Source organism: Rathayibacter sp. AY1A5, assembly GCF_002930875.1.
GTDB lineage: Bacteria > Actinomycetota > Actinomycetes > Actinomycetales > Microbacteriaceae > Rathayibacter.
Genome location: NZ_PSTM01000006.1, coordinates 126,957 through 150,445, shown reverse-complemented (window position 1 = coordinate 150,445; position 23,489 = coordinate 126,957). Strand labels below are relative to the sequence as shown.

Here is a 23,489-nt window from a genome sequence, read left to right as displayed (position 1 = left end):
GCTCACTCGTAGCGGGTCGGGAGGACGGGCTCGCCGCGGCCGAGCCGGAGCGCGTCGATCGGCAGCTCGAGGACCGCGTTCGCGTGGTGCGCGCGGGCGGCCGCCACTCCCTCGATGCCGAGGTGCTCGGGACGGATCGTCCCGTCCTCGATCAGGGGGACGAGCAGCGCCCGCTCGCCCTCGCCGACGGCGCCCTCGGGGCCGGCGCCCACGTGCACGACCTCGGCCTCGGCGATCCCGTCGTCGGAGAGCAGACGGCCGGCGGCCTTCCGTCCGCCGATCGACGCCTTCGAGACCGACTTCTTCGCCACCGCGACCCACTCGCCCGCGTCGTCCTCGTGCGCGACCAGCTTGTAGACCATGCCCGCCGTCGGGTGGCCCGAGCCCGTCGCCACCGAGGTGCCGACGCCGTAGGAGTCGACCGGTGAGGCCGCGAGCGCGGCGATCCCGTACTCGTCGAGGTCGTTGGTGACGGTGATGCGCGTGCCGGTCGCGCCGAGCGCGTCCAGCTGCTGCCGGACGGCGGCCACCTGCTGGGGGAGGTCGCCGGAGTCGATGCGCACAGCGCCGAGGCCGGTGCCGGCGACGCGGACCGCCAGGTCGACGGCGGCTGTCACGTCGTAGGTGTCCACCAGGAGGGTCGTGCCGGGGCCGAGCGCGGCGACCTGCGCGCGGAACGCCTCCTCCTCCGAGTCGTGGAGGAGGGTGAAGGAGTGCGCGGAGGTGCCCATCGTGGGCACGCCGAAGCTGCGGCCCGCCTCCAGGTTCGAGGAGGCGCCGAATCCGGCGATGTAGGCGGCGCGAGCCGCGGCGACGGCGGACCGCTCGCCGGCGCGGCGCGAGCCCATCTCGGCGAGCGGTCGCCCGTCGGCGGCCGAGACCATCCGCGCGGCGGCGCTCGCCACGGCGCTGTCGTGGTTGAGGACGCTGAGCACCAGGGTCTCCAGCAGCACGCCGTCGGCGAAGGGCGCCTCGACGATGAGCACGGGGGAGCCCGGGAGGTAGACCTCGCCCTCGCGGTAGCCCCAGACGTAGCCCCGGAAGCGGTAGTCGGCGAGCCAGTCCAGCGTGCGGGAGTCGACCACGCGGTTGTCGCGGAGCCAGGACAGCTCGTCGTCGCCGAAGCGGAAGCGCGAGATCAGCTCGAGGAGCCGGCCGGTGCCCGCGAGCACGCCGTAGCGGCGTCCCGGCGGGAGGCTCCGGGCGAACACCTCGAACATGCAGCGGCGATCGGCGGTGCCGCTGCCGAGGGCGCCCTCGACCATCGTGAGCTCGTACCGGTCGGTGAGGAAGGCCGTGGAGTCCATCCGCTCAGTGTTCCACGGCCGCCCCCGCGCGCCCAGGCGCGGGTGCCGGGGCTTGCGCACGCCGCCGGGCCCGGGAACGGCGTGCGGCCGGGACCGGGCCGCAGGGCGCGGGTAGGCTGTTCCTCCGTGACGGACGCACCGCTGGGCATCTTCGACTCCGGAGTCGGCGGGCTCACCGTCGCCCGCTCCGTGATCGACCAGCTGCAGAACGAGTCGATCGTCTACCTCGGCGACACCGCGCACTCGCCCTACGGTCCCAAGCCGCTCGCCGACGTCCGCGCCTACGCCCTCGACACCCTCGACACGCTGGTCGACCAGGGCGCCAAGCTGCTCGTCATCGCCTGCAACACCGCCTCGGCCGCGATGATGCGCGACGCCCGCGAGCGCTACACGCTCGGCCGCGGCATCCCGGTGATCGAGGTCATCCAGCCCGCCGTCCGCAGCGCTGTCCGCGACACCCGCAACCGCCGCGTCGGGGTGATCGGCACGGTCGGGACGATCCGCTCCCGCGCCTACGACGACGCCTTCGTGGCCGCGCCCGACCTGCAGCTGTTCACCGCCGCCTGCCCGCGCTTCGTCGAGTTCGTCGAGGCGGGCGTCACCTGGAGCGACGAGCTGCTCGCGGTGGCGGAGGAGTACCTCGCGCCGCTCAAGGCCGCGGGGGTCGACACGCTCGTCCTCGGCTGCACGCACTACCCGCTGCTGCGCGGTGCCATCGCGTACGTGATGGGGCCGGACGTCCGCCTCGTCTCGAGCGCAGAGGAGACCGCGCTCGACGTCTACCGGACCCTCGTGGCGCACGGCCTGCAGCGCACCTCCGCCGCGCCTCCGACCTACCGGTGGGAGGAGACGGGCTCGAGCGACTTCGTCCGCCTCGCCCGCCGCTTCCTCGGTCCGGAGGTCTCGAGCGTCGACCTCGTCGAGACCGGCACCATCAACCTGCGCGAGCTCGACCGGGCCGCGCTCCCGCACGATCGAGGGAGACCCGAGTGACCGACAGCACCGCATCGAAGGCCGCGCGCAAGGACGGGCGGGCGCCCGACGAGCTGCGCACCGTGACGATCGAGCGCGGCTGGAGCACCCAGGCGGAGGGCTCCGCGCTCGTCTCGTTCGGGAACACCAGGGTGCTCTGCACCGCCTCCTTCACGAACGGCGTGCCGCGCTGGCTGCAGGGCAAGGGCAAGGGCTGGGTCACCGCCGAGTACGCGATGCTGCCCCGATCCACCAACTCCCGCATGGACCGCGAGTCGGTCAAGGGGAAGGTCGGCGGGCGCACGCACGAGATCTCGCGGCTGATCGGCCGGAGCCTGCGCGCGGTGGTCGACACGAAGGCGCTCGGCGAGAACACCCTCGTGATCGACTGCGACGTCCTCCAGGCCGACGGCGGCACCCGCACCGCGGCGATCACCGGCGCCTACGTGGCGATGGCCGACGCGATCGAGTGGGCGCGCGGCAAGAAGTACGTGGGGCAGAAGGCGCAGCCGCTGATCGACAGCCTCTCGGCGGTGTCCGTCGGCATCATCGACGGCGTGCCGATGCTCGACCTGGCCTACGTCGAGGACGTGCGCGCCGAGACCGACATGAACGTCGTCGTCACCGGACGCGGCCTGTTCGTCGAGGTGCAGGGCACCGCCGAGGGGGCCCCGTTCGACCGCCGCGAGCTCGACGCCCTGCTCGACCTCGCGGTCGCCGGTGCCTCCGACCTCGCCCGCATCCAGGCCGAAGCGCTCGCCGCGGAGCCCGGAGCGTGAGCCTGGACCTCGTCCTCGCCACCCACAACGCGGGCAAGGTGGAGGAGTTCCGCGCCATGCTGGCCGGTGCGCTCCCCGGAGTCGGCGTCCGCGCCTATGACGGACCCGAGCCCGTCGAGGACGGCGTGAGCTTCGCCGAGAACGCGCTGATCAAAGCGCGCGCGGCGGCGGCGCACACCGGCCTCGTGGCGCTCGCGGACGACTCCGGGATCTGCGTCGACGTCCTCGGCGGCGCGCCGGGCATCTTCTCGGCCCGCTGGTCGGGACGCGCGCACGACGCGACGGCCAACCTCGAGCTCCTCCTGGCCCAGCTGCACGACGTGAAGGCGGAGCACCGCGGTGCGCACTTCAGCTGCACCATCGCCCTCGTGGTGCCGGACTCCGTGCTCCCCGGCGGACAGGAGACGGTGGTCGAGGGCCGCTGGGACGGCGCGATCGCGACGGCCCCGCGCGGTGCGAACGGCCACGGCTACGACCCGGTGTTCGTCCCCGAGGCCGGGGCGCTCACGGCGGCCGAGCTCGCTCCCGAGCAGAAGAACGCCCGGAGCCACCGCGCCCGCGCCTTCACCGCGCTGCGCGCCGAGCTCGCCGCCCTGTCCGCCCGGCTCTGACCCCGGCGGGTTCCCACCGCGGGATGCCACTCCGGTGCACGCCTGTCGACGTGCCGCGTGCCGGAGTGGCATCTCGCGGAGGCGGAGGTCAGGACTTCGGGTGCTTGTCGTCCAGGGTGTCGGCGTCGAGCACGTAGGCGGCCGACTCGGTCGAGTCGGTCTCGGGGTCGGCGGCGAGCTTCGCCTTGCGCTGCTGCTGGAAGAAGTGGAACAGCGTCGGCACCAGCGCGAGCACGACCGCGCCGATCAGGATCACGTCGATGTAGTGCGAGACGAAGTCGGCGACCGGCGGGATGAAGGCGAGCAGCCACCCGATCAGGGTGACCCCGCTGCCCCAGATCAGGGCGCCGATGAGGTTGTAGAGGCTGTACTTGCGGTAGTTCATGTGGGCCACGCCGGCCGCGATCGGCGCGAAGGTGCGGACGATCGGCACGAAGCGCGCGAGGATCACGGCGAGGCCGCCGAAGCGCTCGAAGAACGCGTTGGTCCGCTTCACGTTCTCGATGCTGAAGAAGCCGGACTCCTTGCGCTCGAAGATGCGCGGGCCGGCCTTGTGCCCGATCAGGTAGCCGACCTCGCCGCCGACGAAGGCCGAGAACCCGACGGCCAGGCAGATGACCCAGATCGGGACGCCGAGGCCGCCGTTCGACGCGTTCTCGTGCGCCAGCAGGCCCGTGATGATCAGCAGCGTGTCGCCCGGGAAGAGGAAGCCGATCAGCAGTCCGGTCTCGGCGAACACGATGAGGCAGACCACGAGCACGCCCCAGGGGCCGAACGAGGTCAGGATCGTCTCCGGATCGAGCCAGGGGACGAGGGCGGCGTGATTCAACGGATCTCCAGTCGACGGGGGCCGGTGGCCGGTCGGCGGTCACGCGAGCGCGCTCAGCGTACCGGCCGATCCCGTGCGGAAGGAGGGACTCGAACCCTCACGCCTCTCGGCACAGGAACCTAAATCCTGCGTGTCTGCCATTCCACCACTCCCGCGTGCGGGCTCCAGTGTAGGAGGAGGGCCCCGCGCCTCAGCCGCGGGAGGCCGCTCGCGGGAGGTACCGGGGTATCCAGTGGGCGAGCGCCCCCGCTCCGCCCAGACCGAGCACCCCCATCACGACGGCGGCGAAGGGGAGGGAGACCAGAGCGGTGAGCGCTGACACGACGATCGGGGCGGCGGCGTTGCCCGCGTCGCCGGTGAAGCGGAACGCGCCGAGGAACGGGGCCGGATCGGCGGGAGGCGCGAGATCGGCGCCGATGGTCATCAGGATCCCGGAGCCGATGCCGTTCGCGGCCGCGAGCACGCAGGCCACGGCGACGAACCAGGGCACCGGATCGAGGGCGAGCACCGAGGCGGCGAGGGCGAGGTGGCCGAGCCCGAGGCCGATCATCGAGGGGATCGCGGTGGCGCCCCGGCCGAAGCGGTCCATCAGCTGGCCGCCGGCGTAGAAGAGGGCGAAGTCGAGAGCGCCGGCGATGCCGATGATGATCGCGGTGTCGGTCTCGGCGAGCCCGATGCTCACCGCCCAGAGGGGGAGGATCAGCGTCCGGCTCGCCCGCAGCGCCCCGATCACGGCGGCGCCGGTCCCCATCCGAGCGAGGACCCCGCGGTGCTCGCGCAGCGTCCCGAGCAGCGACTGCGGCGACTCCGGGACGGTCGGGGACGCCTCCGCGGCGACCACGTCCTCCGGAGCGGCGCGGTCGGCCGCGGCCTGCGCCCGCCGCAGGACCGTCGCGGGGTCGGGCACGAGCAGCAGGACCACGACCGCCGCCATGCAGCAGACGATGTGCACCCAGAAGACGGACTCGACGGAGCCGGTGAGGTGCACCACCCCGGCCGCCAGGAACGGGCCGATCAGCCAGCCCGCGCGGAACGCCCCGGCGAGGGCGCTGAGCGCGCGGGCGCGGTGCGTGATTGGGACGAACGACGTCATGAACGCGTGGCGCGCCAGCGCGAAGACCGCGGTCGCGAGGCCGATCACGAAGACGCCGATCGTCAGCCCGACCCACGACGTCGAGAGCAGGCACACCACGAGCCCGAGGATCGACGCGGCCGAGGCTCCGAGCATGGCGCCGCGCTCGCCGATCCGCGAGACGATCCAGCCGCTGGGGATGTCGCCCGCCAGCTCGCCGATCATGATCATCCCGGCCACGAGGCCCGCCAGGGCCAGCGTCGCGCCGAGGTCGCCGGCCGCGGCCGGCAGGAGGGGGATGATCGCCCCCTCGCCGATGGAGAAGAGGAGGGTGGGGAGGAAGGTCGACAGCAGCAGCGGCCCGACCGGGAAGGGGCGCGGAGCGGTGCTGGTCACCGTCCCCAGGGTACGCCCGGGCCGGAGGGCGGCCCCCGGCCCCCGGTAGTCTGGACGCACCATGCTGGACAACGACTTCACCGAGCAGATCACTGCTCTCCGCTCCACCTTCGCCGACATCCGCGCCGTCATCGACGTGGACGGCCTCCGCTCGAAGATCGCCGAGCTCAGCGAGCAGGCCGGCGCCCCCGACCTGTGGGACGACACGGCCAACGCGCAGAAGGTGACCAGCGCCCTCAGCCACCGCCAGTCCGAGCTCGCGCGGATCACCGCGATCGACCGGCGCCTGGACGACCTCGAGGTGCTCGTCGAGATGGCGAACGAGGCCGAGGACGCCGAGTCCGAGCAGGAGGCGATCGCCGAGCTCTCCTCCCTCCAGAAGGTCATGGGCGAGCTCGAGGTGCAGACCCTGCTCGACGGCGAGTACGACGACCGCCCCGCCGTGGTGACCATCCGCGCGGGAGCGGGCGGCGTCGACGCCTCCGACTTCGCCGAGATGCTCATGCGCATGTACCTCCGCTGGGCCGAGAAGCACAAGTACGCGGCGACCGTCATGGACGCCAGCTACGCGGAGGAGGCGGGCATCAAGTCGGCCACCTTCCAGATCGACGCCCCCTACGCCTTCGGCACGCTCTCGGTCGAGGCCGGAACCCACCGCCTCGTGCGGATGAGCCCCTTCGGCGCCGCGGGCAAGCGCCAGACCTCCTTCGCCGCGGTCGAGGTCATCCCGCTGATGGAGGAGGCCGGGGCGATCGAGATCCCGGACAACGACATCCGCGTGGACGTCTTCCGCTCCTCCGGCCCCGGCGGCCAGTCGGTGAACACCACCGACTCCGCGGTGCGCCTCACCCACCTGCCCACCGGCACCGTCGTGTCGATGCAGAACGAGAAGAGCCAGATCCAGAACCGCGCCGCGGCGATGCGCGTGCTCCAGTCGCGGCTCCTGCTGCTGCAGAAGGAGCAGGAGGCGGCCACCAAGAAGGAGCTCGCCGGCACCATCACCGCGAGCTGGGGCGACCAGATGCGCAGCTACGTCCTCGCTCCGTACCAGATGGTGAAGGACCTGCGCACCGACCACGAGGTCGGCAACCCCTCGCACGTGTTCGACGGCGATCTGGACGGCTTCATCGCCGCCGGGATCCGCTGGCGGAAGTCCTCCTAGCGCGGCTCGGGCGCGTCCCCACCGACGCGCCGCGCGCCCCCTCGGCGGACTCTTCGGGATCGTCGCTTACCCTCGTACCGACATGATTCGCTTCGACAACGTCTCCAAGCAGTATCGGGGCGGCACGAGACCCGCCCTCAACGCCATCGATCTCGAGATCCTCCGGGGCGAGTTCGTCTTCCTCGTCGGCGCCTCCGGCTCCGGCAAGTCGAGCTGCCTCCGCCTGATCCTCAAGGAGGAGCGCCCCTCCTCCGGGTCGATCCACGTGCTCGGGCAGAACCTCGGCAAGATCTCGAGCCGCAAGGTCCCGTACTTCCGCCGCAACATGGGCGTCGTGTTCCAGGACTTCCGGCTGCTGCCGAACAAGTCCGTCTTCGACAACGTCGCGTTCAGCCTCCAGGTGATCGGCAAGTCGAAGGGCTACATCCAGGAGGCCGTCCCGGACACGCTCAAGATGGTGGGCCTCGCGGGCAAGGCGTCGCGCCTGCCCCACGAGCTCTCCGGCGGCGAGCAGCAGCGCGTGGCGATCGCCCGTGCCGTCGTCAACAAGCCGGCCGTCCTGCTGGCCGACGAGCCCACGGGCAACCTCGACCCGACCACGAGCGCCGGCATCATGGCGCTGCTCGAGCGGATCAACGCGGGCGGCACGACCGTGATCATGGCGACCCACGAGGCCGGCATCGTCGACCAGATGAAGCGCCGCGTCATCGAGCTCTCGGCAGGCAGCATCGTCCGCGACGAGAGCCAGGGCGGCTACGGCCAGACCGAGAGCATCACCGTCGTCCACGACGGCGTCGTGGTCGTGGCGGCCGACGACCACGCGGTCGCCGAGCAGCCCGCGCCCCCGGCGATCATCGACAGCGAGCTCGCGCCCGCCGAGGTCCCCGAGATCGACCTGCGCCAGGAGGCCCCGGCCCCGCCGCCCGAGCCGGCCCGCCTCTCGCAGACCGCCGCCCAGCCCCGCGTCCCCGAGGGCCGCCGCTCCGCCGCCGTCGAGCCGGAGCGCGAGCCGGAGCCGGCCGCCGAGCCCGCCGCCGCCCCGCGCGTCGTCGAGCTGCAGAGCCAGACCGGTCCGATCTTCCTCCCCGCCGACACCGGCGCCCTGCCCGAGGAGTCGCTCGCCGCGCGCCTCGGCCTCCGCGCCCACGCGGGCGAGGGCGACGAGACCGGCGACGACCAGCAGAACGTAGGACCCGTCAAGTGAGATTCGCACTGATCTGGTCGGAGGTCGCCAGCGGCCTCCGGCGCAACGTCTCCATGGTCGTCTCGGTGATCCTGGTGACCTTCATCTCCCTCACCTTCGTCGGCACGGCGATCCTGCTCCAGATGCAGATCGGCCAGATGAAGAACTTCTGGTACGACAAGGCGCAGGTCGCGGTGTACATGTGCACCGCCACCTCCGGCGGCTCGAACTGCAGCGGCTCCGACGCCACCGCCGAGCAGATCGACGCGGTGCAGGGCCAGCTCGAGGGCGCCACGCTCGCGCCGTACATCGACCGCTCCTACTTCGAGGACCACGACCAGGCCTACGCGAACTTCCAGGAGCAGTTCGCGGGCAACCCGGTCGCCGAGTACGTCACTCCCGACCTGCTCAACCAGACCTTCTGGATCAACCTGAAGGACCCGACCCAGTCGGACGTCATCGTGGAGAGCCTGTCGAGCGTCTCGGGAGTCGAGAGCGTCACCGACCAGCGGCAGTACCTCGACCAGATCTTCTCGATCCTCAACGCGGCGAGCTACACGGCGATCGGCATCGCCGTCCTGATGCTCGTCGCGGCCGTGCTGCTCATCGCCACCACGATCCGCCTCTCGGCGTTCTCGCGGAGACGGGAGCTGGGCATCATGCGGCTCGTGGGGGCCTCGAACAGGTTCATCCAGACCCCGTTCATCCTCGAGGGGGTCTTCGCCGCGCTGGTCGGCTCGATCCTCGCGGGAGTCGCGGTGGTCGCCATCGTGCAGGTCTTCGTGCAGGGGTTCCTGGCGTACCGGATCCCGTTGACCTCCTTCGTGGGACTCGACGACGCTCTGATCGTCGTGCCGATCCTGATCGTGGTCGGCATCGTCCTGGCCGCGGTCTCGGCGAACGTCGCGATCGCGCGGTACCTGCGGGTCTGATCCCGGACCGGACGTATACTGGTGGGCTGTCCCGTTCGGGGCGGCCCACCGGTGCATCGCCCCGACGATGCCCGCCCCCTTCATCCGCTCGCGACCCGAGGAGCAGCCGTGCCCAGAGAACAGGGACAGAAGGTCGTCGCGACCAACCGCAAGGCGCGCCACGACTACCTCATCGAGGACACCTACGAGGCGGGCCTCGTGCTCACCGGCACCGAGGTGAAGTCCCTCCGGGCCGGCCGAGCCTCGCTGGTCGACGGTTACGCGTTCGTCGACGGGGGAGAGGCGTGGCTCGACGCCGTCCACATCAACGAGTGGGCCCAGGGCACCTGGACGAACCACCCGCCGCGCCGCAAGCGCAAGCTGCTGCTGCACAAGGCGCAGATCCTCAAGATCCACAACAAGGTGAAGGAGGGCGGGTACACGCTGATCCCGCTCTCGCTGTACTTCAGCGACGGCAAGGCCAAGGTCGAGCTTGCCGTGGCCAAGGGCAAGAAGGACTACGACAAGCGCCAGGTCCTCCGAGAGCGCCAGGACCGCCGCGAGGCGGACCGTGCGATGTCGACCCGCCGCCGCCTCGGCGAGTAGGCCCCGGCGGGCACTGTCCGACGGGTGCCGCGCAAGCCTCTTCTTCGCGCCCCGTGCTTTGGGAGACTGGGGCGCGTGACCTCCCCCGAGAACAGCGCCCCCGCCGCCCTGAGCGCCGCCGACGAGAAGACGCGGTGGCGCGCCTTCGCGGTGAGCGTCGGAGTCGCGGCCATCACGATCCTCGACCTCTCGAAGGTCAACGTCGGCCTGCCGTCGATCGAGCGCTCGCTCGGAGCGGATGCGAGCCAGCTGCAGCTGATCGTCGCGGGCTACGCGCTCGCCTTCGGACTGGCGCTCGTGCCGGCCGGCCGGCTGGGCGACATCCGCTCGCGCCGCCTGCTGTTCCTCATCGGGCTGACCGCGTTCACGGTGACGAGCCTGCTCTGCGCGCTCGCGCCGTCGATCGAGCTGCTCGTCGTCGCGCGCTTCCTGCAGGGCGTCGCCGCGGGCATCCAGATGCCCCAGGTCCTCGGGCTGGTGCAGCAGATGTTCACCGGCGCCGAGCGGGCCCGGGCCTTCGGGGTCTTCGGCGCGACCATCGGCCTGTCGACCGCCTTCGGCCCGACCCTCGGCGGCCTCCTGATCGCGATCGGCGGCGAGCAGGACGGCTGGCGCCTGCTGTTCTGGATGAACATCCCGCTGGGCGTCGCCGCGCTGGTCTTCGCCTGGAAGCTCATCCCGAAGAAGCGCTCGCGGCCCGAGGGAGACCGGTCCCTCGACCCGGTCGGCCTGCTCCTGCTGGCGGTCGCGATCTTCGCGTTCATGCTGCCGTTCCTGCTGACCACGGGCTCCTCCTCGGACTCGCCCTACCGCTGGTTCTGGCTGGTCCTCGCCGCGGCCGCCGCCGCCGTCTTCGTGCGCTGGGAGGCGCACTACGCCGCGTCGGGGCGGACGCCCGTCATCGACTTCCGCATCTTCCGGACCAGCTCCTACCGCAACGGCATCCTGGTCGCGACCTCCTACTTCGCCGCGATCCCGGCGACCTTCCTCCTCACCACGCTCTTCCTCCAGCAGGGGCTCGGCCTCGAGCCGGTGTTCGCCGGCATGGTGAGCATCCCGTTCGCGCTGACCTCGGCGGTGACAGCCTGGTACGGCGGCAAGCTCGTGCAGCGCTACGGCCGCGCACTGGTGGTGCTCGGCATCGTGCTCGTGGTCATCGGCTTCACGCTCGTGCTGCTCGCCGCCGAGCTCCTCCCGGCCGAGACCGCGGCCTACGGCATGGGTGCCGCGATGCTCGTCGCCGGGGCCGGCGGCGGCTTCGTCGTGTCGCCGAACCAGACGCTCACCCTCGCCGAGATCCCGCCGGCGCAGGGCGGCGTGGCGGGCTCCGTGGGCCAGCTCGGCCAGCGCGTGGGCACCGCGGTCGGCACCGCCTGCGCCTCCGCCGTCTTCTTCGCGACGCTGGCGAGCGAGCAGGGGATGGCGGAGGGGCTGGACCGCTACCACGACGCCTTCCGCAACGGCTACTTCGTCACCCTCGGGCTGATCGCGCTCGCGCTCGTGCTGGGTCTGCTCGATCTGCGCCGCCGCCGGGTGACCGCCCGCGGAGCTGAGGTAGACTAGGACTCGTAACTCCACAGTGTGCGACGAACGACCCACTCCAGCGGCCTCCGGGCCGTCGAGTGCTCGCGGGGATGATCGGTTTCGACATTGCCTGCGAAACTGCGAGAAGCGGGTCGAGGATCCAGGGTCATCTCGTCAACGATCCCTGGAAAACACAGGTGCCGAACAGAAGCGCACCGACTTCGCTCTCGCTGCCTAAGCCAGAGTAGATAGTCCGTCAGCCCGTGGGTGCGTCCTCGCCCCGGATCCTGGCGTCATCTAGAGGACTTGCTGCGTCGTTACGCCTGAGGACGACGCGGGACTTGCACTCGGGCTGGGCCCGTCGACCGATGCGCCGATGGTAACGGTCGGGGCCGAGCAGAACGCTCTCATCGGCTACACCCGTAGAAGGCGCAGAATCACAGCGATGGACGGGGGTTCGATTCCCCCCATCTCCACCACCGGTCGTCGTCGCACACTGGGAGCTCCGCTCCGCCGCCCTCACGACGGTCGCACGTCGAGCTGTCTGATCCGCCCGTAGAGGGTGAGCATCGCCAGCCGGTCGTCGTCGTCGTGCGCCGGGCCACCGAGAGCCTGCGGCGGGGCCCAGTCCCGGTAGAGCACGCCCGGCGCCAGCACGGCGACGGCGGTGCCGACCGGGTAGTGCGCGCTGCGGTCCACCGGCAGCTCGGCGAACGCGTCGGGCAGGAGCCGGTGCAGCACGTCCAGCAGAGGACGGAGGCGTACTGCTCGCGCCTCGTGCACGGAGAGGGTCACGGCGTTCATCGCGGCGAGCGCGGCCACCAGGTGCTCGGCGGCGGCGTCGTCGTCGCACCGCTCGGTGACCAGCAGCGAGACCACCCCGCGCGGCTTCAGCCAGCCGAGCGTGGCGGCCTCGGCGTCGCCGTCCACCGAGACGACGCGGTCGGAGGCGTGGGCGTAGTCGTGCAGGAGCCGCGACCAGACGTCGCCCGGGCCGGGCCCGTCGACCTGCGCGACCGCCTCCGCCGCGGCGAGCAGGGAGCTCTGCCGGTGGAGCCTCGGGAACAGGCTGTCCGCCGGTCCCCAGTGCTGCTCGGCCGTGCGCGAGCGCTCGGGGGGTTCCTGATCGTGCCGGTCCTGCATGTCGACTCCTGAGCCGCCGGTCTCCGCGCCCCCTCGCGCCTGCCGGTCGTCCCTTCACCCTGCGCTCCGCCGGAGCGCGTGTCAATGAGCCGAACGGGGGTCGATCGGAGCCGTGGTCAGCGAGCGGAGCCGAAGAGGCTGCCGGTGGTGGAGTCGTCGGCCGGATCGAGGACCGCGCAGACGATCGTGCGGTCCCCGTGGCGCCAGCCGACCTCGGAGGGGACGAGCGAGCGGTACTCGAGGGCGGAGTCGCCGTAGGCGATCCCCATCACGGCGCCGAACTCCGGCTCGCAGCCCGCCTCGGCCTGGGCGAGCAGCGTGTTGCGGCTGGTGTAGCGGTCTCCGGGCTGCGCGAACGTGTGGAAGACCTCCAGTTCGTGCTCCTCGGCGCAGGGAACAACGTCCACGTCGGCGATGCGGTCGTCGCCCGGGTCGGCCAGGCAGTCGCCGCGCCGCAGCGAGAACACGTCGGTGACGCCGGCGGTCGCCACCGTGCCGCCCTCGTCACGCACGGCCTCCGGGCCGTCCGGCCCGACGACGGAGGAGCAGCCCGAGAGGAGCAGGAGGAGCGCCGCCGAGGCGAGCGCGGCCGTCCGGCTCCTCATCGCGGCGCCACGATCGCGAGCACCTCGTCGTGCAGCAGGCCGTTGGTGGCGACGGCGCTGCCGTGCCACGGCCCGTCCTCCCCGTCGGCGGAGGTGAAGCGGCCGCCCGCCTCCTGCACGATCGGCACCAGGGCCGCCAGGTCGTAGGGCTTCACATCGAACTCGCCCGCACCGTCGAGGAGACCCTCGGCGACGAGCATGTAGGGCCACGCGTCCCCGTACGCCCGGTCGCGCCAGACGGCGCCGGCGAGCTCGAGCAACTGCGGGAGACGGCCCGCGCCCTCCCACTGCTGAATGCTGTTGTAGCTGAAGGTCGCCGAGGCGAGCGTGTCGATCCCCGAGACGCGCAGCGGTCGCGGCTCGGCCCCGGCCTCCAGCTCGACGGCCCAGGCGCCGGAGCCCTCGGCCGCCCACCAGCGCGTGCCGAGAGCGGGAGCGGAGACGACTCCGACGACGGGGACGCCGTCGACCGCGAGCGCGATCAGGGTCGCCCAGATCGGGACGCCGCGGAGGAAGTGGGCGGTGCCGTCGATCGGGTCGAGGATCCACTGCCGCGAGGCCTCGCCCGAGGTGCCGAACTCCTCGCCGAGGATCGCGTCGTCCGGACGCTCGGCGGCGAGCAGCGCGCGGATCGCCTCCTCGACGGCGCGGTCGGCGTCGGTGACCGGGGTGCGGTCGAGCTTCGTGTCCACGACGAGGTCGAGCGCGCCGAACCGCTCCCGCGAGATCGCATCGGCCGCGTCCGCCAGGCGGAGGGCGAGTCGGAGGTCGTCGTCGAAGCTCTGGTCACTGCTCTGCGGGGTCACGCGACCACGATACCGGTGGGTCCCGCGGAGCCTCCGATCGCTACCGCGGGCTTTCCGTCGCACTCGATTTGACGAGACGGGGGGAGACGCTGGTAATGTGATCCCTCGGTTCGGCACGCACGATCAGCCGGCCGGAACGCACCTCTAGCTCAATCGGCAGAGCAACTGACTCTTAATCAGTGGGTTCTCGGTTCAAGTCCGAGGGGGTGCACCACCAGCCCCGCACCTCCTCGTGAGGTGCGGGGCTTCGTCGTTCCCGGACCGAGTCCGTTCCCGACCTCCTCGGAGCGCCCGCGGGGGGAGCGCCGGCCCGTACTCACTCGCTGGAGGGTGCGGCGGTCGACGGGTCGAGCAGCGGCAGGACTCCGCGGAAGCCGACGCTCGTGGAGCCGATCCCGACGTCGAGCGCGTCGGAGGCCTGGCCCTGGTCGTCTGCGGCGGCGGTCAGGCTCAGGGTGATGCCCGTCCGCGTGAAGGCCCGGGCGACGGTGCTCCAGGCGAGGTCGACGTCTCCGTCCGCCGACGCCAACAGGCGCCTGAGCATCCGCACGGTGTCCGGCGCAGAATGCGGACCGACCCCCGTTCGCGTGGCAGGATCTCCGTTCGCTTCCGTTTCCCCTCCAGAAAGGACCGATGTGCCCGAAGACGTCCTCCCCGTGATCGGCTCGATCGCGCTCGCCGTGGTGATCGCGGTCGTGATCGCCGTGGTCGCGACCGCCGTCGTCGCCCTCGTGCTGCGCTCGGTCGGCAAGCGCAAGACCTGGGCGCGCCTGCTGATCCGGCGTCTGCGCATCCCGTTCCGCGTGCTGCTGATGACCATCGCGGTCTGGGCCGCGCTCGCCGCCACCGTGTCGGGCGACCCCTGGCCGGGTCTCGTGCAGCGGGTGTTCCAGATCGCCACGATCGGCGCGGCGGCGTGGGTGATCGGATCCCTGTTCGTGTTCCTCGAGGACCTGGGCGCCGAGCGCTACCGGACCGACACGGCCGACAACCGCCGGGCACGCCGCCTCCGCACGCAGATGACGATCATCCGGAGGGTCGCCGTGGCGGCCGTCGTGGTCATCGCGATCGGCGCCTCGCTGCTGACCTTCCCCGAGGCCCGCACGGCCGGTGCGAGCCTCCTGGCCTCGGCCGGCGTGCTCTCGATCGTGGCGGGCCTGGCCGCGCAGTCGAGCCTCACGAACATCTTCGCCGGGATGCAGCTCGCCTTCAGTGACGCCATCCGCCTGGACGACGTGGTGATCGTCGAGACCGAGTGGGGGCGGATCGAGGAGATCACGCTGACCTACGTCGTCGTCCACCTCTGGGACGACCGCCGCCTGGTGCTGCCCACGAACTACTTCACGACCCAGCCGTTCCAGAACTGGACCCGCACCGGGTCCGAGCTGCTCGGCGCCGTCGAGCTCGACCTGGACTGGCGGGTGAGCCCCGAGCAGATGCGCGACGAGCTGCACCGCATGCTCGAGGAGACCGACCTCTGGGACCGGCGCACCAGCGTGCTGCAGGTGACCGACGCGACGGGCGGCTTCGTCCGGATCCGGGTGCTCGTCACCGCGAAGGACGCGCCGACGCTCTTCGACCTGCGCTGCTACGTGCGCGAGCGGCTCGTCTCGTGGCTGCACGAGAACGACCCCGTCGCCCTCCCGCGTCAGCGCGTCGAGATGGAGCGGGAGCCCGCTCCCGCCGCGACCCCGCGCCGGCACGGGTCCTCCGCCCCGGACAACCTGTTCTCGGGCGACGAGCGCTCGAACGAGCGGGGGGCGATGTTCACAGGTCTCATCGACCTGCGGGACACCCCGAAGCGGGACACCCCGAAGCGGGAGCTGCCGCCGCGGGACTGACTCCTGCGAGGACGCCGCTCGCACGGCCGCACCCGGGGTGCGCGCGGCGAGCGGCGTCCCGCAGGGCGGTCAGCGGTTCACGGAGCTCATGTCGGCGTAGCGGTCGCCGACGGGGGCCTCGAGCGAGCCGAGGACGTCGAGCTGCTCCGCGGTCAGCACGAGGGCGTCCGCGGCGGCGTTCTCCTCGATGCGCGAGACGCGCTTGGTGCCCGGGATCGGAGCGATGTCCTCGCCCTGGGCGAGCAGCCAGGCGAGCGCCACCTGCGCGGCGGTCGCGTCCGCCTCTGCCGCCACACGGTCGACGGCCTCCACGATGCGGAGGTTCGCCTCCAGCGCTCCGTCGGCGAAGCGGGGGTTGTCGCGGCGGAAGTCGTCGCTGCCCAGCTCGGCGACCGAGCGGATGCTGCCCGTGAGGAAGCCGCGGCCCAGCGGCGAGTACGGGACGAAGCCGATGCCGAGCTCGCGGAGGACCGGCAGCACCTCCGCCTCGGGGTCGCGGGTCCAGAGCGAGTACTCGGACTGCACAGCGGTGACCGGGTGCACGGCGTGAGCGCGCCGGATCGTCGCGGGCGCCGCCTCCGAGAGGCCGTAGCCGCGGAGCTTGCCCTCCTGGATCAGCTCCGCGAAGGCCCCGGCGGTCTCCTCGACCGGGACGCCCGGGTCCATGCGGTGCTGGTAGTAGAGGTCGATGCGGTCGGTGCCGAGGCGCGCGAGCGAGCCCTCGACGGCGAGCCGCAGGTTCTCCGGGGAGCCGTCGAGTCCGCGGCCCTCGTCGCCGCGGTGGCGGATCATGCCGAACTTGCTCGCCAGCACCACCTCGTCGCGGCGGCCTGCCAGCGCGCGGCCGAGCAGCTCCTCGTTGGTGTACGGGCCGTAGATCTCGGCGGTGTCGAGGAACGTGACGCCGAGCTCGAGGGCGCGGTGCACGGTGCGGATCGACTCCGCGTCGTCGGTGCCGGCGCCGGTGTAGAACGCCGACATGCCCATCGCGCCGAGCCCGAGGCGCGAGACCTCGAGGGCGGCGACGTCGGATCCGAGGGTGATCGTCTTCATCAGTGGGTGGTCCTCTCCTGGTACGCCGCGATCTTGATGTCGATCGCGGCGAGGCTGGCGTGTGTCCGGGCGAGCTGCGCCTCGACCTCCTCGCGGTGCGTCCGGAGCAGCGCGAGGCGCTCCGGCTCCGTGGCGGGCCCGATCCGGAGGAGCCGGGCGTACTCGCGGATCCGCGCGATCGGCATCCCGGTCGCGCGGAGCTTGGTGAGGAAGTCGACCCAGCCGACGTCGGCCGGCCGGTAGCGGCGGTGCTGCGACGAGGCGCGCTCGACCGGGTCGAGCATGAGCCCGGCGCGCTCGTAGTAGCGCAGGGTGTGCACGGTGAGACCGGTGACGGCGGCGACCTGCGAGATCGACAGCACCTCCGGCTCGGCCGGGGCGGCGGTGGCGGTGGACATGGCGTCAACCTACGACTTCGAGTGCGCTCGAGGTCAAGCGGGAGCGGGCGACTCAGCCGACCTCGCGGCTGAAGCCCAGGAGGGCCTCGGCGATGCGGGCGTCCGCCTCCTCGTGGCTGATGGTCGCCTCGCCGTCGCCCGCCTGCGGCCCGTACCAGCCGAAGTCGGCGTGGTTGGCGCCGTCGATCTCGACGAGGTCGGCGGAGGAGGGCAGCCGGACGCTCGCGTCGGCGACCTTCTCCGGCGTGCTGAGCCCGTCCTCCGATCCGCTGACACTGAGGACGGGGAGCCCGGAGTCCGAGAGGTCGTTCGCGCAGTAGCTGCCGAGCAGCACCAGGCCCGCCACCGCCGGGTCCTCGGCCCACTGGCAGGCCTTCACGCCGCCGAGGGAGTGGCCGCCGACGAGCCAGCGGTCGACGCCCTCGGCCTGGCTGGTGAAGGTCTCGAGCGAGCGGAGATCGAAGAAGGCCAGGTGCAGGATCGGCCGCGTGATCACGACGGTCGCCCCGGCCTCGACCAGCGGAGCCAGGGTCGCCTCGTAGGAGGAGGCGTCGACCTTCGCTCCGGGGATGAAGACCAGGCCCGTGCCGGCCAGCTCGCCGGTCGAGGTCGGCGTCATCACGAGCGCGTCGTCCGTGCGCTCGACCGCGATCGCCGGATCGGCGCGCACGCGGGCGAGGGCGTCCTCGTCGGGGCCGCTGACGATCGAGCTCCAGGTGAGGAAGCCGAGGACCGCGACTCCGAGGACTCCGCCGATGCTCGCGAGCACGATGCGGCGGCGCCTCATCGGGCTGCCGCGATCGCGTCGGCCGCCTGCACCAGGGCGAGGTGGGAGAGGGCCTGGGGAGTGTTCCCCGCGTGCCGGCGGCCCTCGACGTCGTACTCCTCCGAGAGGAGGCCCACGTCGTTGCAGAGCCCGACGAGCCGGTCCATCAGGGTCCGCGCGTCGTCGATCCGGCCGGAGTCGGCGTACTGCCGGACGAGCCAGAAGGAGCAGGCGAGGAACGGGTGCTCGCCGCCGGCGAGGCCGTCGACCGAGGACTCGGTCCGGTAGCGGTGCAGCAGGCCGTCCTGCAGGAGCACGCGCTCCAGCTCGGCGACGGTGCCCAGCATCCGCGGGTCGTCGGCGGGGACGAAGCCGACCATCGGCAGCACGAGGAGCGACGCGTCGACCTCGGGCGAGCCGTAGGACTGCACGAAGTGGCCGCGCTCGGCGTCGAAGCCCTGGGCCTCGATCTCGGCGCGCACCTCGTCGCGGAGGCGCTCCCAGGTCTCGACCGGGCCGGGCAGGCCGTTCTCGCGCACGGCGCGGACGCCCCGATCGAGCGCGGCCCAGATCATGACCCGCGAGTGCGTGAAGTGCCGCGGCTCGCCCCGGATCTCCCAGATGCCGTTGTCCGGCCGCTGCCAGTTGGTCTCGACGAAGCCCAGGAGCGCGCGCTGGAGCGGCCAGGAGAACTCCGTCTCGTCCACTCCGGCCACGCGGGCCTCGTGCAGAGCGACCATCACCTCGCCGATCACGTCCGCCTGGTACTGGTCGACGGCGGCGTTCCCGATCCGCACGGGGGAGGCGCCGTCGTAGCCGGGCAGGCTCGGCATCTCCCGCTCGGGCAGGTCGCGCTCGCCGGCGAGGCCGTACATGATCTGCACGTCCTCCGGCGCGCCCGCGACCGCGCGGAGCAGCCAGGCCCGCCACTTCTGCGCCTCCTGCTCGAACCCGTGCGCGAGCAGGGCCTGCAGGGTGAGCGAGGCGTCGCGGAGCCAGACGTAGCGGTAGTCCCAGTTGCGGGCGCCGCCGAACTGCTCCGGGAGCGAGGTGGTCGCCGCCGCGACGATGCCGCCGGTCTCGTCGTCGGTCAGGGCGCGGAGGGTCAGCAGCGAGCGGACGACGGCGTCGCGGTGCGGCCCGTCGTAGTCGATCGCCGACGCCCACTCGGACCACCAGGAGAGCGTGCGCTCCAGCGCGCGGTCGACGTCGAGGCGCTTCGGCGCCCGCTGGTGCGAGGGGAACCACGCCATCGAGAGGTCGACGACCGCGTCCGCGTCGACGTCGAACTCCGCCGCGTGGGCGTGGTCGACGGCCTTCAACCGCACTCCGCGCACCACGACCGCGTCGGGCCCGGCGACGGCGACGAGCAGCGGATCCTCGTCCGTCCCCTCCTGCCGCACCCACGGCATGGTGCGGGCGTAGTCGAAGCGGATGCGCAGCTCCTGCCGCATCCGGACGGTCCCCGACACTCCGCGCACCCGGCGCACCAGCTCGGCGCGCTCGTCGCGCAGCGGCATCACGTCGACCACCTCGACGACGCCGGTGGGCGTCGTCCACCGGGTGACCAGCGCGAGCGTGTCGCCGAGGTAGTGGCGCTCGCTCGTCGCCTCCCCGTCCACCGGCCGGAGCGACCAGCGCCCCTGGTCGTCGCCGCCGAGGAGGGCGCCGAAGACGGAGGCGGAGTCGAAGCGCGGCAGGCACAGCCAGTCGATCCCCCCGTCGCGGGAGACGAGAGCGGCCGTGCGGCAGTCGGAGAGGACGGCGTAGTCCTCGATCGGGGAGACCATGCGGCGATCCTCTCAGGTGCGGCTGTGGCCTCCCAGTCAAGGCGGAGCGGGGCTCTTCAGCGCCGCCGTAGGGTGAGCCGCATGGCACAGACCGTCTCGACCCTGCTCATCCTCGGAGCGACGGGGGACCTGTCCTCGCGGCTCCTCCTCCCCGCCGTCGGCCAGCTGCTGACCCGCGAGACCGACCGGCGGGTCCACCTCGTCGGCGCGGGACGCGAGGACTGGACCCAGGAGCACTGGCACGAGGTGCTGACCGCCTCCTTCGCCACCGTCGAGGCGCAGGGCGAGGGCGTGGACGCGCTCACCTCCGGCACGCGCTACCAGCAGGTCGACGTCACCGATCCGGAGGCGCTCGCCGCACTGCTCGCGAGCTGCGCCGGTCCGGTGGCGGTCTACTTCGCCCTCCCGCCGGCGATCGCGGCGAAGGCCTGCGAGGCGCTCGCCGCCCACGACCTGCCGGAGGGCACCGTGCTGGCGCTGGAGAAGCCGTTCGGGACCGACGAGGCGAGCGCGCACGCCCTCAACCAGCGCCTCGCCGCGCTGGTCCCCGAGGACCGCATCCACCGCGTCGACCACTTCCTCGGCCGCGCGACCGTGATGAACGTGCTCGGCCTGCGCTTCGCCAACCGGATCCTCGAGCCGCTGTGGTCGGCCGAGCACATCGAGAGCGTCGAGATCGTCTACGACGAGCAGCTGGCCCTCGAGGGGCGGGCGAGCTACTACGACGGCGCGGGCGCGCTGACCGACATGATCCAGAGCCACCTGCTGCAGGTCCTCGCGGTGATCGCGATGGAGCCGCCGTCCTCGCTCGACGCGGCCGACCTCCGGGACGCGAAGTCGATCGTCCTGCGCGCCACCCGCCTGCACGGCGACGACCCCGCCGCGAGCTCGCGCCGCGCCCGCTACACGGCGGGGACGATCGACGGACGCGAGCTGCCCGCCTACGCGGACGAGAAGGGCGTGGACCCCGCTCGCCGGACCGAGACGCTGGCCGAGCTGGTCGTCGAGATCGACACCTGGCGCTGGGCCGGCGTGCCGTTCACCCTCCGCTCCGGCAAGGCGCTCGGGGAGCGGCGGCGCGAAGTGGTCATCCGCTTCAAGCCGGTGCCGCACCTGCCCCGCGGCTTCGTGGGCACCGAGGCGCCGTCCGTGCTGCGGCTGTTCCTCGCGCCCGACCAGATGTCGCTCGAGCTGAACATCAACGGCCCCGGCGACCCGTACACGCTCGAGCGCGCCTCGCTGGAGGCGACCTTCGGCGCGGGCGAGCTGCTGGCGTACGGCGAGGTCATCTCGGGGATCCTCGACGACGACCCGTCGCTCTCGGTCCGCGGGGACGCCGCAGAGGAGTGCTGGCGCATCGTGCAGCCCGCGATCGACGCGTGGCACGCGGACCGGGTGCCGCTCGACGAGTACCCGGCGGGCAGCGAGGGACCCGGGAGCTGGCCGACGCTCTGACGGGCGGCCGGGGGAGGGGCGGCCGCGGGGGATCTCGAGACGGCGGCCGCGCCGCCTCCTCGATCAGCGGGAAGGGCGACGTCGCTCGTCGGGTCGGCCGGAGGGCGAGCCCGCCGGCCGACCGCTCGGGTCAGGAGCGGGTCGCGACGGGGGTGTCGACGGCGACGTCGGCGGGGGCCGGCTCCGCCCAGACGGCGATCGGCTTCGGCTCCCAGGTGAGGGCGGCCGGCTCCACCGGGGGAGTGGAGGCGCGCATCACGGGGATCGCCTCGGTGACCGGGGACGACGTCCGCTCGGCGCCGGCGCGGAGCTGCTCCTCCTGGATGGCGGCGGAGAGCTCGTGGGCGAGGGAGCGCGCGAGCATCCCGTGGAAGATCGGGTCGCGGTCGTCGTGGCTGCGGCGCGTGACGACCCAGGCGCCCTCGGATCCGACGAAGGCAGCGAGCCGCTCGTGGACGACGGCGAAGAGCTCGTCCTGCGTGAGAACGGGGGCCGCATCGACGACCTCGGGGGCCGCCTTGCGACGCCTCAGACGAAACCTCATGACGAACCCCGTTTCCCGTGCCGGCAGCGACTGGGAACAGTGTCGCCGCCACCGGGTCGGGAGACCGGCTGACACGCCGCCCCGCGGGGAGGCGGCGCGTCAGGAGGGCCTAGTGGTCGCGCTTCTTGCCGCGCTCCTCCTTGACGATCTCCTTCGAGTCGTAGGACACGGAGCCCAGGGCGACGGTGACCGAGATGGCCCAGCTGACCCACTGGAGGGCCAGGCGCCAGTCGCGCGGGCCCTTGCGCGTGGTCTGCAGGATCGACCAGCCGCCGACGATCGCGCTGATGACGCTGGAGTTGAGGATGAACTTGCGCATGCGTGTGCCTCCCGTGTTCACCCCGACGCTAGCGGGTGCGAAAGCTCTCAGAGGAACGCTTGACAGCACCGAGGGGTTGTCCCGCTACGGTGGACCGCCGCCGGGACCCGAATCCTCGAGCCGGGGCACACCGAGGAGAACGGGAACGACATGCGCACGGCTGTGATCGGGGCGGTGCTGCTCGTCGTCGGGGCGGTGGCCGTCGTCACGGGGGTCCTCCCGATGGACGCGCTGGGCGAGCTGGTCGAGCGGACGGCGCCGATCCTCGGCTTCGTGGTCGCGGTGACCGTGGTCGCCGAGCTGGCCTCCGAGGCCGGCGTCTTCACCGTGGTCGCCGAGCGCTCCGCCGAGTGGGGCCGCGGGCGGACCGCGGTGCTCTGGCTGCTGGTGGTGGCGATGGCCGTCGTCAGCACGGTGTTCCTCTCGCTCGACACGACCGCCGTGCTCCTGACCCCGGTCGTGGTCCTGCTCGCGGCGCACGTGCGCGTCCCGCCCCTGCCGTTCGCGATGGCCACGGTCTGGCTGGCGAACTGCGCCTCCCTCCTCCTCCCCGTCTCGAACCTCACCAACCTGCTCGCGCAGCGGCGCCTGGGGGTCGAGGGCCCCTTCGCCTTCGCCGCGCTGACCGCGGTGCCCGCGCTCGTCGCGGCCGTCGTGCCCGTGCTGATCCTCGCGATCCGGTACCGGCGCGAGCTGGCCGGGCGCTACACCCCGGGGGAGCGGACGCCGGTGGAGGACCGGGTGCTGCTGGTCGGCGCGGGGATCGTCGTAGCTCTGCTCCTGCCGGCGCTCGTCTCGGGCCTCGAGGTGTGGATCCCGGCGACGGTCGCCGCGGTCGCGCTGATCGTCCTCTTCGCGGTGCGACGTCCCGCGGCGCTCACGCCCGCCCTCCTGCCGTGGCAGCTCGTCGTGTTCGCGTCGGGCCTCTTCGTGGCGATGGAGGCGGCGCACCAGCTCGGGCTGGGCGCGGCGCTCGCCGTGGTCGCGGGAGAGGGGAGCGGGACGCTCGACCTGCTGCGCCTCGCCGGCTCCGGCGCGGTCGCCTCCAACCTGGTCGACAACCTGCCCGCCTACCTCGCCCTCGAGCCCGTCGCGGCGGATCCGCTCCGCCTGGTCGCCCTGCTGATCGGCGTGAACGCCGGACCGCTGATCACCCCGTGGGCCTCGCTCGCCACCCTGCTCTGGCACCAGAGGCTGACCGCGCTGGGCGTGCACGTCTCGTGGCGCCAGTACGCGCTCCTCGGACTCGTCGCGGTCGTCCCGACGGTGGGCGGAGCGACGCTCGCCCTCGCCCTCGTGCAGGGCTGATCCCCCGTCCCCCGTGCGGGGCCGGCTGATAGCCTCGACGGGCACGACGACGGCTCGACCGACGAAAAGGGACCACCATTCCTCCGCACTCCGCCTCCGCCTCCTCCGC

The 23,489-nt window shown here is 72.5% G+C and carries 24 protein-coding genes, 2 tRNA genes and 1 other RNA gene; 13 read left to right on the top strand and 14 right to left on the bottom strand.

Annotated elements, in window-relative coordinates:
- Positions 1 to 2: 2 nt before the first annotated feature.
- The gene (locus tag C5B98_RS06050; protein WP_104327456.1) at positions 3 to 1,307 is read right to left on the bottom strand and encodes a nicotinate phosphoribosyltransferase; all 1,305 of its coding nucleotides are present in this window, start codon (positions 1,305 to 1,307) and stop codon (positions 3 to 5) included.
- A 126-nt stretch (positions 1,308 to 1,433) separates the two neighbouring features.
- On the opposite strand from C5B98_RS06050, the gene murI reads away from it, so the two are divergent.
- Genes murI through rdgB form a run of 3 tightly spaced genes read left to right on the top strand, consistent with a single transcriptional unit; the run spans position 1,434 to position 3,669 of the window.
- Complete coding sequence (gene murI, locus C5B98_RS06045) at positions 1,434 to 2,300, top strand: glutamate racemase (RefSeq protein WP_104223566.1); 867 nt, start codon at positions 1,434 to 1,436, stop codon at positions 2,298 to 2,300.
- On the top strand, positions 2,297 to 3,058 hold the full coding sequence (gene rph, locus C5B98_RS06040) for a ribonuclease PH (RefSeq protein WP_104233199.1): 762 nt from the start codon (positions 2,297 to 2,299) through the stop codon (positions 3,056 to 3,058). The genes murI and rph overlap by 4 nt, the downstream gene beginning before the upstream one ends.
- Positions 3,055 to 3,669, top strand: coding sequence for an RdgB/HAM1 family non-canonical purine NTP pyrophosphatase (gene rdgB, locus C5B98_RS06035; protein WP_104223564.1), 615 nt, complete (start codon positions 3,055 to 3,057; stop codon positions 3,667 to 3,669). Before rph ends, rdgB begins: the two co-directional genes overlap by 4 nt.
- Positions 3,670 to 3,757: 88 nt before the next feature.
- On the opposite strand, the gene C5B98_RS06030 is transcribed toward rdgB, so the two are convergent.
- The 3 genes from C5B98_RS06030 to C5B98_RS06020 form a co-directional block, all read right to left on the bottom strand.
- On the bottom strand, positions 3,758 to 4,498 hold the full coding sequence (locus tag C5B98_RS06030; RefSeq protein ID WP_104223563.1) for a DedA family protein: 741 nt from the start codon (positions 4,496 to 4,498) through the stop codon (positions 3,758 to 3,760).
- Between the two features lie 74 nt (positions 4,499 to 4,572).
- Positions 4,573 to 4,653 (bottom strand) — tRNA-Leu (locus C5B98_RS06025).
- Positions 4,654 to 4,688: 35 nt separating this feature from the next.
- Positions 4,689 to 5,966 carry an MFS transporter gene (locus C5B98_RS06020; RefSeq protein WP_258063447.1) on the bottom strand — a complete coding sequence of 426 codons (1,278 nt, stop codon included), beginning with the start codon at positions 5,964 to 5,966 and terminating at the stop codon, positions 4,689 to 4,691.
- 61 nt (positions 5,967 to 6,027) lie between these two features.
- On the opposite strand from C5B98_RS06020, the gene prfB reads away from it, so the two are divergent.
- The 6 genes from prfB (at position 6,028) to ssrA (ending at position 11,831) form a co-directional block, all read left to right on the top strand.
- Positions 6,028 to 7,128, top strand: a complete 1,101-nt coding sequence (gene prfB, locus C5B98_RS06015) for a peptide chain release factor 2 (RefSeq protein WP_104226967.1) — start codon at positions 6,028 to 6,030, stop codon at positions 7,126 to 7,128.
- A gap of 82 nt (positions 7,129 to 7,210) precedes the next feature.
- Positions 7,211 to 8,332 (top strand): cell division ATP-binding protein FtsE, encoded by a 1,122-nt coding sequence (gene ftsE, locus C5B98_RS06010; RefSeq protein ID WP_104233202.1) that lies wholly within the window; start codon positions 7,211 to 7,213, stop codon positions 8,330 to 8,332.
- Positions 8,329 to 9,243 carry a permease-like cell division protein FtsX gene (gene ftsX / locus C5B98_RS06005; protein ID WP_104223559.1) on the top strand — a complete coding sequence of 305 codons (915 nt, stop codon included), beginning with the start codon at positions 8,329 to 8,331 and terminating at the stop codon, positions 9,241 to 9,243. Before ftsE ends, ftsX begins: the two co-directional genes overlap by 4 nt.
- Positions 9,244 to 9,351: 108 nt before the next feature.
- Complete coding sequence (gene smpB, locus C5B98_RS06000) at positions 9,352 to 9,828, top strand: SsrA-binding protein SmpB (protein WP_104223558.1); 477 nt, start codon at positions 9,352 to 9,354, stop codon at positions 9,826 to 9,828.
- 75 nt (positions 9,829 to 9,903) lie between these two features.
- Entirely contained in the window at positions 9,904 to 11,391 is a 1,488-nt protein-coding gene (locus tag C5B98_RS05995) for an MFS transporter (RefSeq protein ID WP_104223557.1), read from the top strand.
- Positions 11,392 to 11,458: 67 nt separating this feature from the next.
- Positions 11,459 to 11,831, top strand: a transfer-messenger RNA (tmRNA) gene (gene ssrA, locus C5B98_RS05990).
- A 40-nt stretch (positions 11,832 to 11,871) separates the two neighbouring features.
- On the opposite strand, the gene C5B98_RS05985 is transcribed toward ssrA, so the two are convergent.
- From C5B98_RS05985 to C5B98_RS05975, 3 genes are all read right to left on the bottom strand, one after another.
- Complete coding sequence (locus C5B98_RS05985) at positions 11,872 to 12,495, bottom strand: hypothetical protein (protein WP_104327454.1); 624 nt, start codon at positions 12,493 to 12,495, stop codon at positions 11,872 to 11,874.
- Positions 12,496 to 12,611: 116 nt separating this feature from the next.
- Complete coding sequence (locus tag C5B98_RS05980; RefSeq protein WP_104233204.1) at positions 12,612 to 13,100, bottom strand: septum formation family protein; 489 nt, start codon at positions 13,098 to 13,100, stop codon at positions 12,612 to 12,614.
- Positions 13,097 to 13,906, bottom strand: coding sequence for an inositol monophosphatase family protein (locus C5B98_RS05975; protein ID WP_104223554.1), 810 nt, complete (start codon positions 13,904 to 13,906; stop codon positions 13,097 to 13,099). Before C5B98_RS05975 ends, C5B98_RS05980 begins: the two co-directional genes overlap by 4 nt.
- A gap of 138 nt (positions 13,907 to 14,044) precedes the next feature.
- Between C5B98_RS05975 and C5B98_RS05970 the strand changes: the two genes are divergently transcribed.
- Positions 14,045 to 14,120 (top strand) — tRNA-Lys (locus C5B98_RS05970).
- Positions 14,121 to 14,222: 102 nt separating this feature from the next.
- On the opposite strand, the gene C5B98_RS16860 is transcribed toward C5B98_RS05970, so the two are convergent.
- Positions 14,223 to 14,450 carry a hypothetical protein gene (locus tag C5B98_RS16860; RefSeq protein ID WP_181028778.1) on the bottom strand — a complete coding sequence of 76 codons (228 nt, stop codon included), beginning with the start codon at positions 14,448 to 14,450 and terminating at the stop codon, positions 14,223 to 14,225.
- A gap of 91 nt (positions 14,451 to 14,541) precedes the next feature.
- Here C5B98_RS16860 and C5B98_RS05965 point away from each other — a divergent pair, with 91 nt between their 5' ends.
- Positions 14,542 to 15,747: a mechanosensitive ion channel family protein gene (locus tag C5B98_RS05965; RefSeq protein ID WP_258063446.1), complete on the top strand. Its 1,206-nt coding sequence runs from the start codon at positions 14,542 to 14,544 to the stop codon at positions 15,745 to 15,747.
- A gap of 69 nt (positions 15,748 to 15,816) precedes the next feature.
- On the opposite strand, the gene C5B98_RS05960 is transcribed toward C5B98_RS05965, so the two are convergent.
- The 4 genes from C5B98_RS05960 to C5B98_RS05945 are packed head-to-tail and all read right to left on the bottom strand — an operon-like array spanning position 15,817 to position 19,754.
- Positions 15,817 to 16,800, bottom strand: a complete 984-nt coding sequence (locus C5B98_RS05960) for an aldo/keto reductase (RefSeq protein WP_104327453.1) — start codon at positions 16,798 to 16,800, stop codon at positions 15,817 to 15,819.
- On the bottom strand, positions 16,800 to 17,198 hold the full coding sequence (locus C5B98_RS05955; RefSeq protein ID WP_104223551.1) for a MerR family transcriptional regulator: 399 nt from the start codon (positions 17,196 to 17,198) through the stop codon (positions 16,800 to 16,802). The genes C5B98_RS05960 and C5B98_RS05955 overlap by 1 nt, the downstream gene beginning before the upstream one ends.
- A 52-nt stretch (positions 17,199 to 17,250) precedes the next feature.
- A complete protein-coding gene (locus C5B98_RS05950) occupies positions 17,251 to 17,985 on the bottom strand; it encodes an alpha/beta hydrolase (protein WP_104327452.1) in 735 nt (244 codons plus the stop codon).
- A complete protein-coding gene (locus tag C5B98_RS05945) occupies positions 17,982 to 19,754 on the bottom strand; it encodes a glycoside hydrolase family 15 protein (RefSeq protein ID WP_104223549.1) in 1,773 nt (590 codons plus the stop codon). Before C5B98_RS05945 ends, C5B98_RS05950 begins: the two co-directional genes overlap by 4 nt.
- 81 nt (positions 19,755 to 19,835) lie before the next feature.
- Between C5B98_RS05945 and C5B98_RS05940 the strand changes: the two genes are divergently transcribed.
- Positions 19,836 to 21,209 carry a glucose-6-phosphate dehydrogenase gene (locus C5B98_RS05940; RefSeq protein WP_181065465.1) on the top strand — a complete coding sequence of 458 codons (1,374 nt, stop codon included), beginning with the start codon at positions 19,836 to 19,838 and terminating at the stop codon, positions 21,207 to 21,209.
- 130 nt (positions 21,210 to 21,339) lie between these two features.
- Here the strand turns inward: C5B98_RS05940 and C5B98_RS05935 are convergent, their stop codons facing one another.
- The gene (locus C5B98_RS05935; RefSeq protein WP_104327451.1) at positions 21,340 to 21,753 is read right to left on the bottom strand and encodes a hypothetical protein; all 414 of its coding nucleotides are present in this window, start codon (positions 21,751 to 21,753) and stop codon (positions 21,340 to 21,342) included.
- Between the two features lie 109 nt (positions 21,754 to 21,862).
- On the bottom strand, positions 21,863 to 22,072 hold the full coding sequence (locus C5B98_RS05930) for a hypothetical protein (protein WP_104327450.1): 210 nt from the start codon (positions 22,070 to 22,072) through the stop codon (positions 21,863 to 21,865).
- Positions 22,073 to 22,222: 150 nt separating this feature from the next.
- Here C5B98_RS05930 and C5B98_RS05925 point away from each other — a divergent pair, with 150 nt between their 5' ends.
- Entirely contained in the window at positions 22,223 to 23,380 is a 1,158-nt protein-coding gene (locus tag C5B98_RS05925; RefSeq protein WP_104233214.1) for an SLC13 family permease, read from the top strand.
- Positions 23,381 to 23,489 lie beyond the last annotated feature (109 nt).

Bases quoted from the DNA above. Each gene is read 5' to 3' on its own strand.
- C5B98_RS06050 (WP_104327456.1), bottom strand. From the start codon at position 1,307: ATGGACTCCACGGCCTTCCTCACCGACCGGTACGAGCTCACGATGGTC.
- prfB (WP_104226967.1), top strand. From the start codon at position 6,028: ATGCTGGACAACGACTTCACCGAGCAGATCACTGCTCTCCGCTCCACC.
- ftsE (WP_104233202.1), top strand. From the start codon at position 7,211: ATGATTCGCTTCGACAACGTCTCCAAGCAGTATCGGGGCGGCACGAGA.
- C5B98_RS05985 (WP_104327454.1), bottom strand. From the start codon at position 12,495: ATGCAGGACCGGCACGATCAGGAACCCCCCGAGCGCTCGCGCACGGCC.
- C5B98_RS05980 (WP_104233204.1), bottom strand. From the start codon at position 13,100: ATGAGGAGCCGGACGGCCGCGCTCGCCTCGGCGGCGCTCCTCCTGCTC.
- C5B98_RS16860 (WP_181028778.1), bottom strand. From the start codon at position 14,450: ATGCTCAGGCGCCTGTTGGCGTCGGCGGACGGAGACGTCGACCTCGCC.
- C5B98_RS05960 (WP_104327453.1), bottom strand. From the start codon at position 16,800: ATGAAGACGATCACCCTCGGATCCGACGTCGCCGCCCTCGAGGTCTCG.
- C5B98_RS05955 (WP_104223551.1), bottom strand. From the start codon at position 17,198: ATGTCCACCGCCACCGCCGCCCCGGCCGAGCCGGAGGTGCTGTCGATC.
- C5B98_RS05950 (WP_104327452.1), bottom strand. From the start codon at position 17,985: ATGAGGCGCCGCCGCATCGTGCTCGCGAGCATCGGCGGAGTCCTCGGA.
- C5B98_RS05945 (WP_104223549.1), bottom strand. From the start codon at position 19,754: ATGGTCTCCCCGATCGAGGACTACGCCGTCCTCTCCGACTGCCGCACG.
- C5B98_RS05940 (WP_181065465.1), top strand. From the start codon at position 19,836: ATGGCACAGACCGTCTCGACCCTGCTCATCCTCGGAGCGACGGGGGAC.
- C5B98_RS05935 (WP_104327451.1), bottom strand. From the start codon at position 21,753: ATGAGGTTTCGTCTGAGGCGTCGCAAGGCGGCCCCCGAGGTCGTCGAT.
- C5B98_RS05930 (WP_104327450.1), bottom strand. From the start codon at position 22,072: ATGCGCAAGTTCATCCTCAACTCCAGCGTCATCAGCGCGATCGTCGGC.
- C5B98_RS05925 (WP_104233214.1), top strand. From the start codon at position 22,223: ATGCGCACGGCTGTGATCGGGGCGGTGCTGCTCGTCGTCGGGGCGGTG.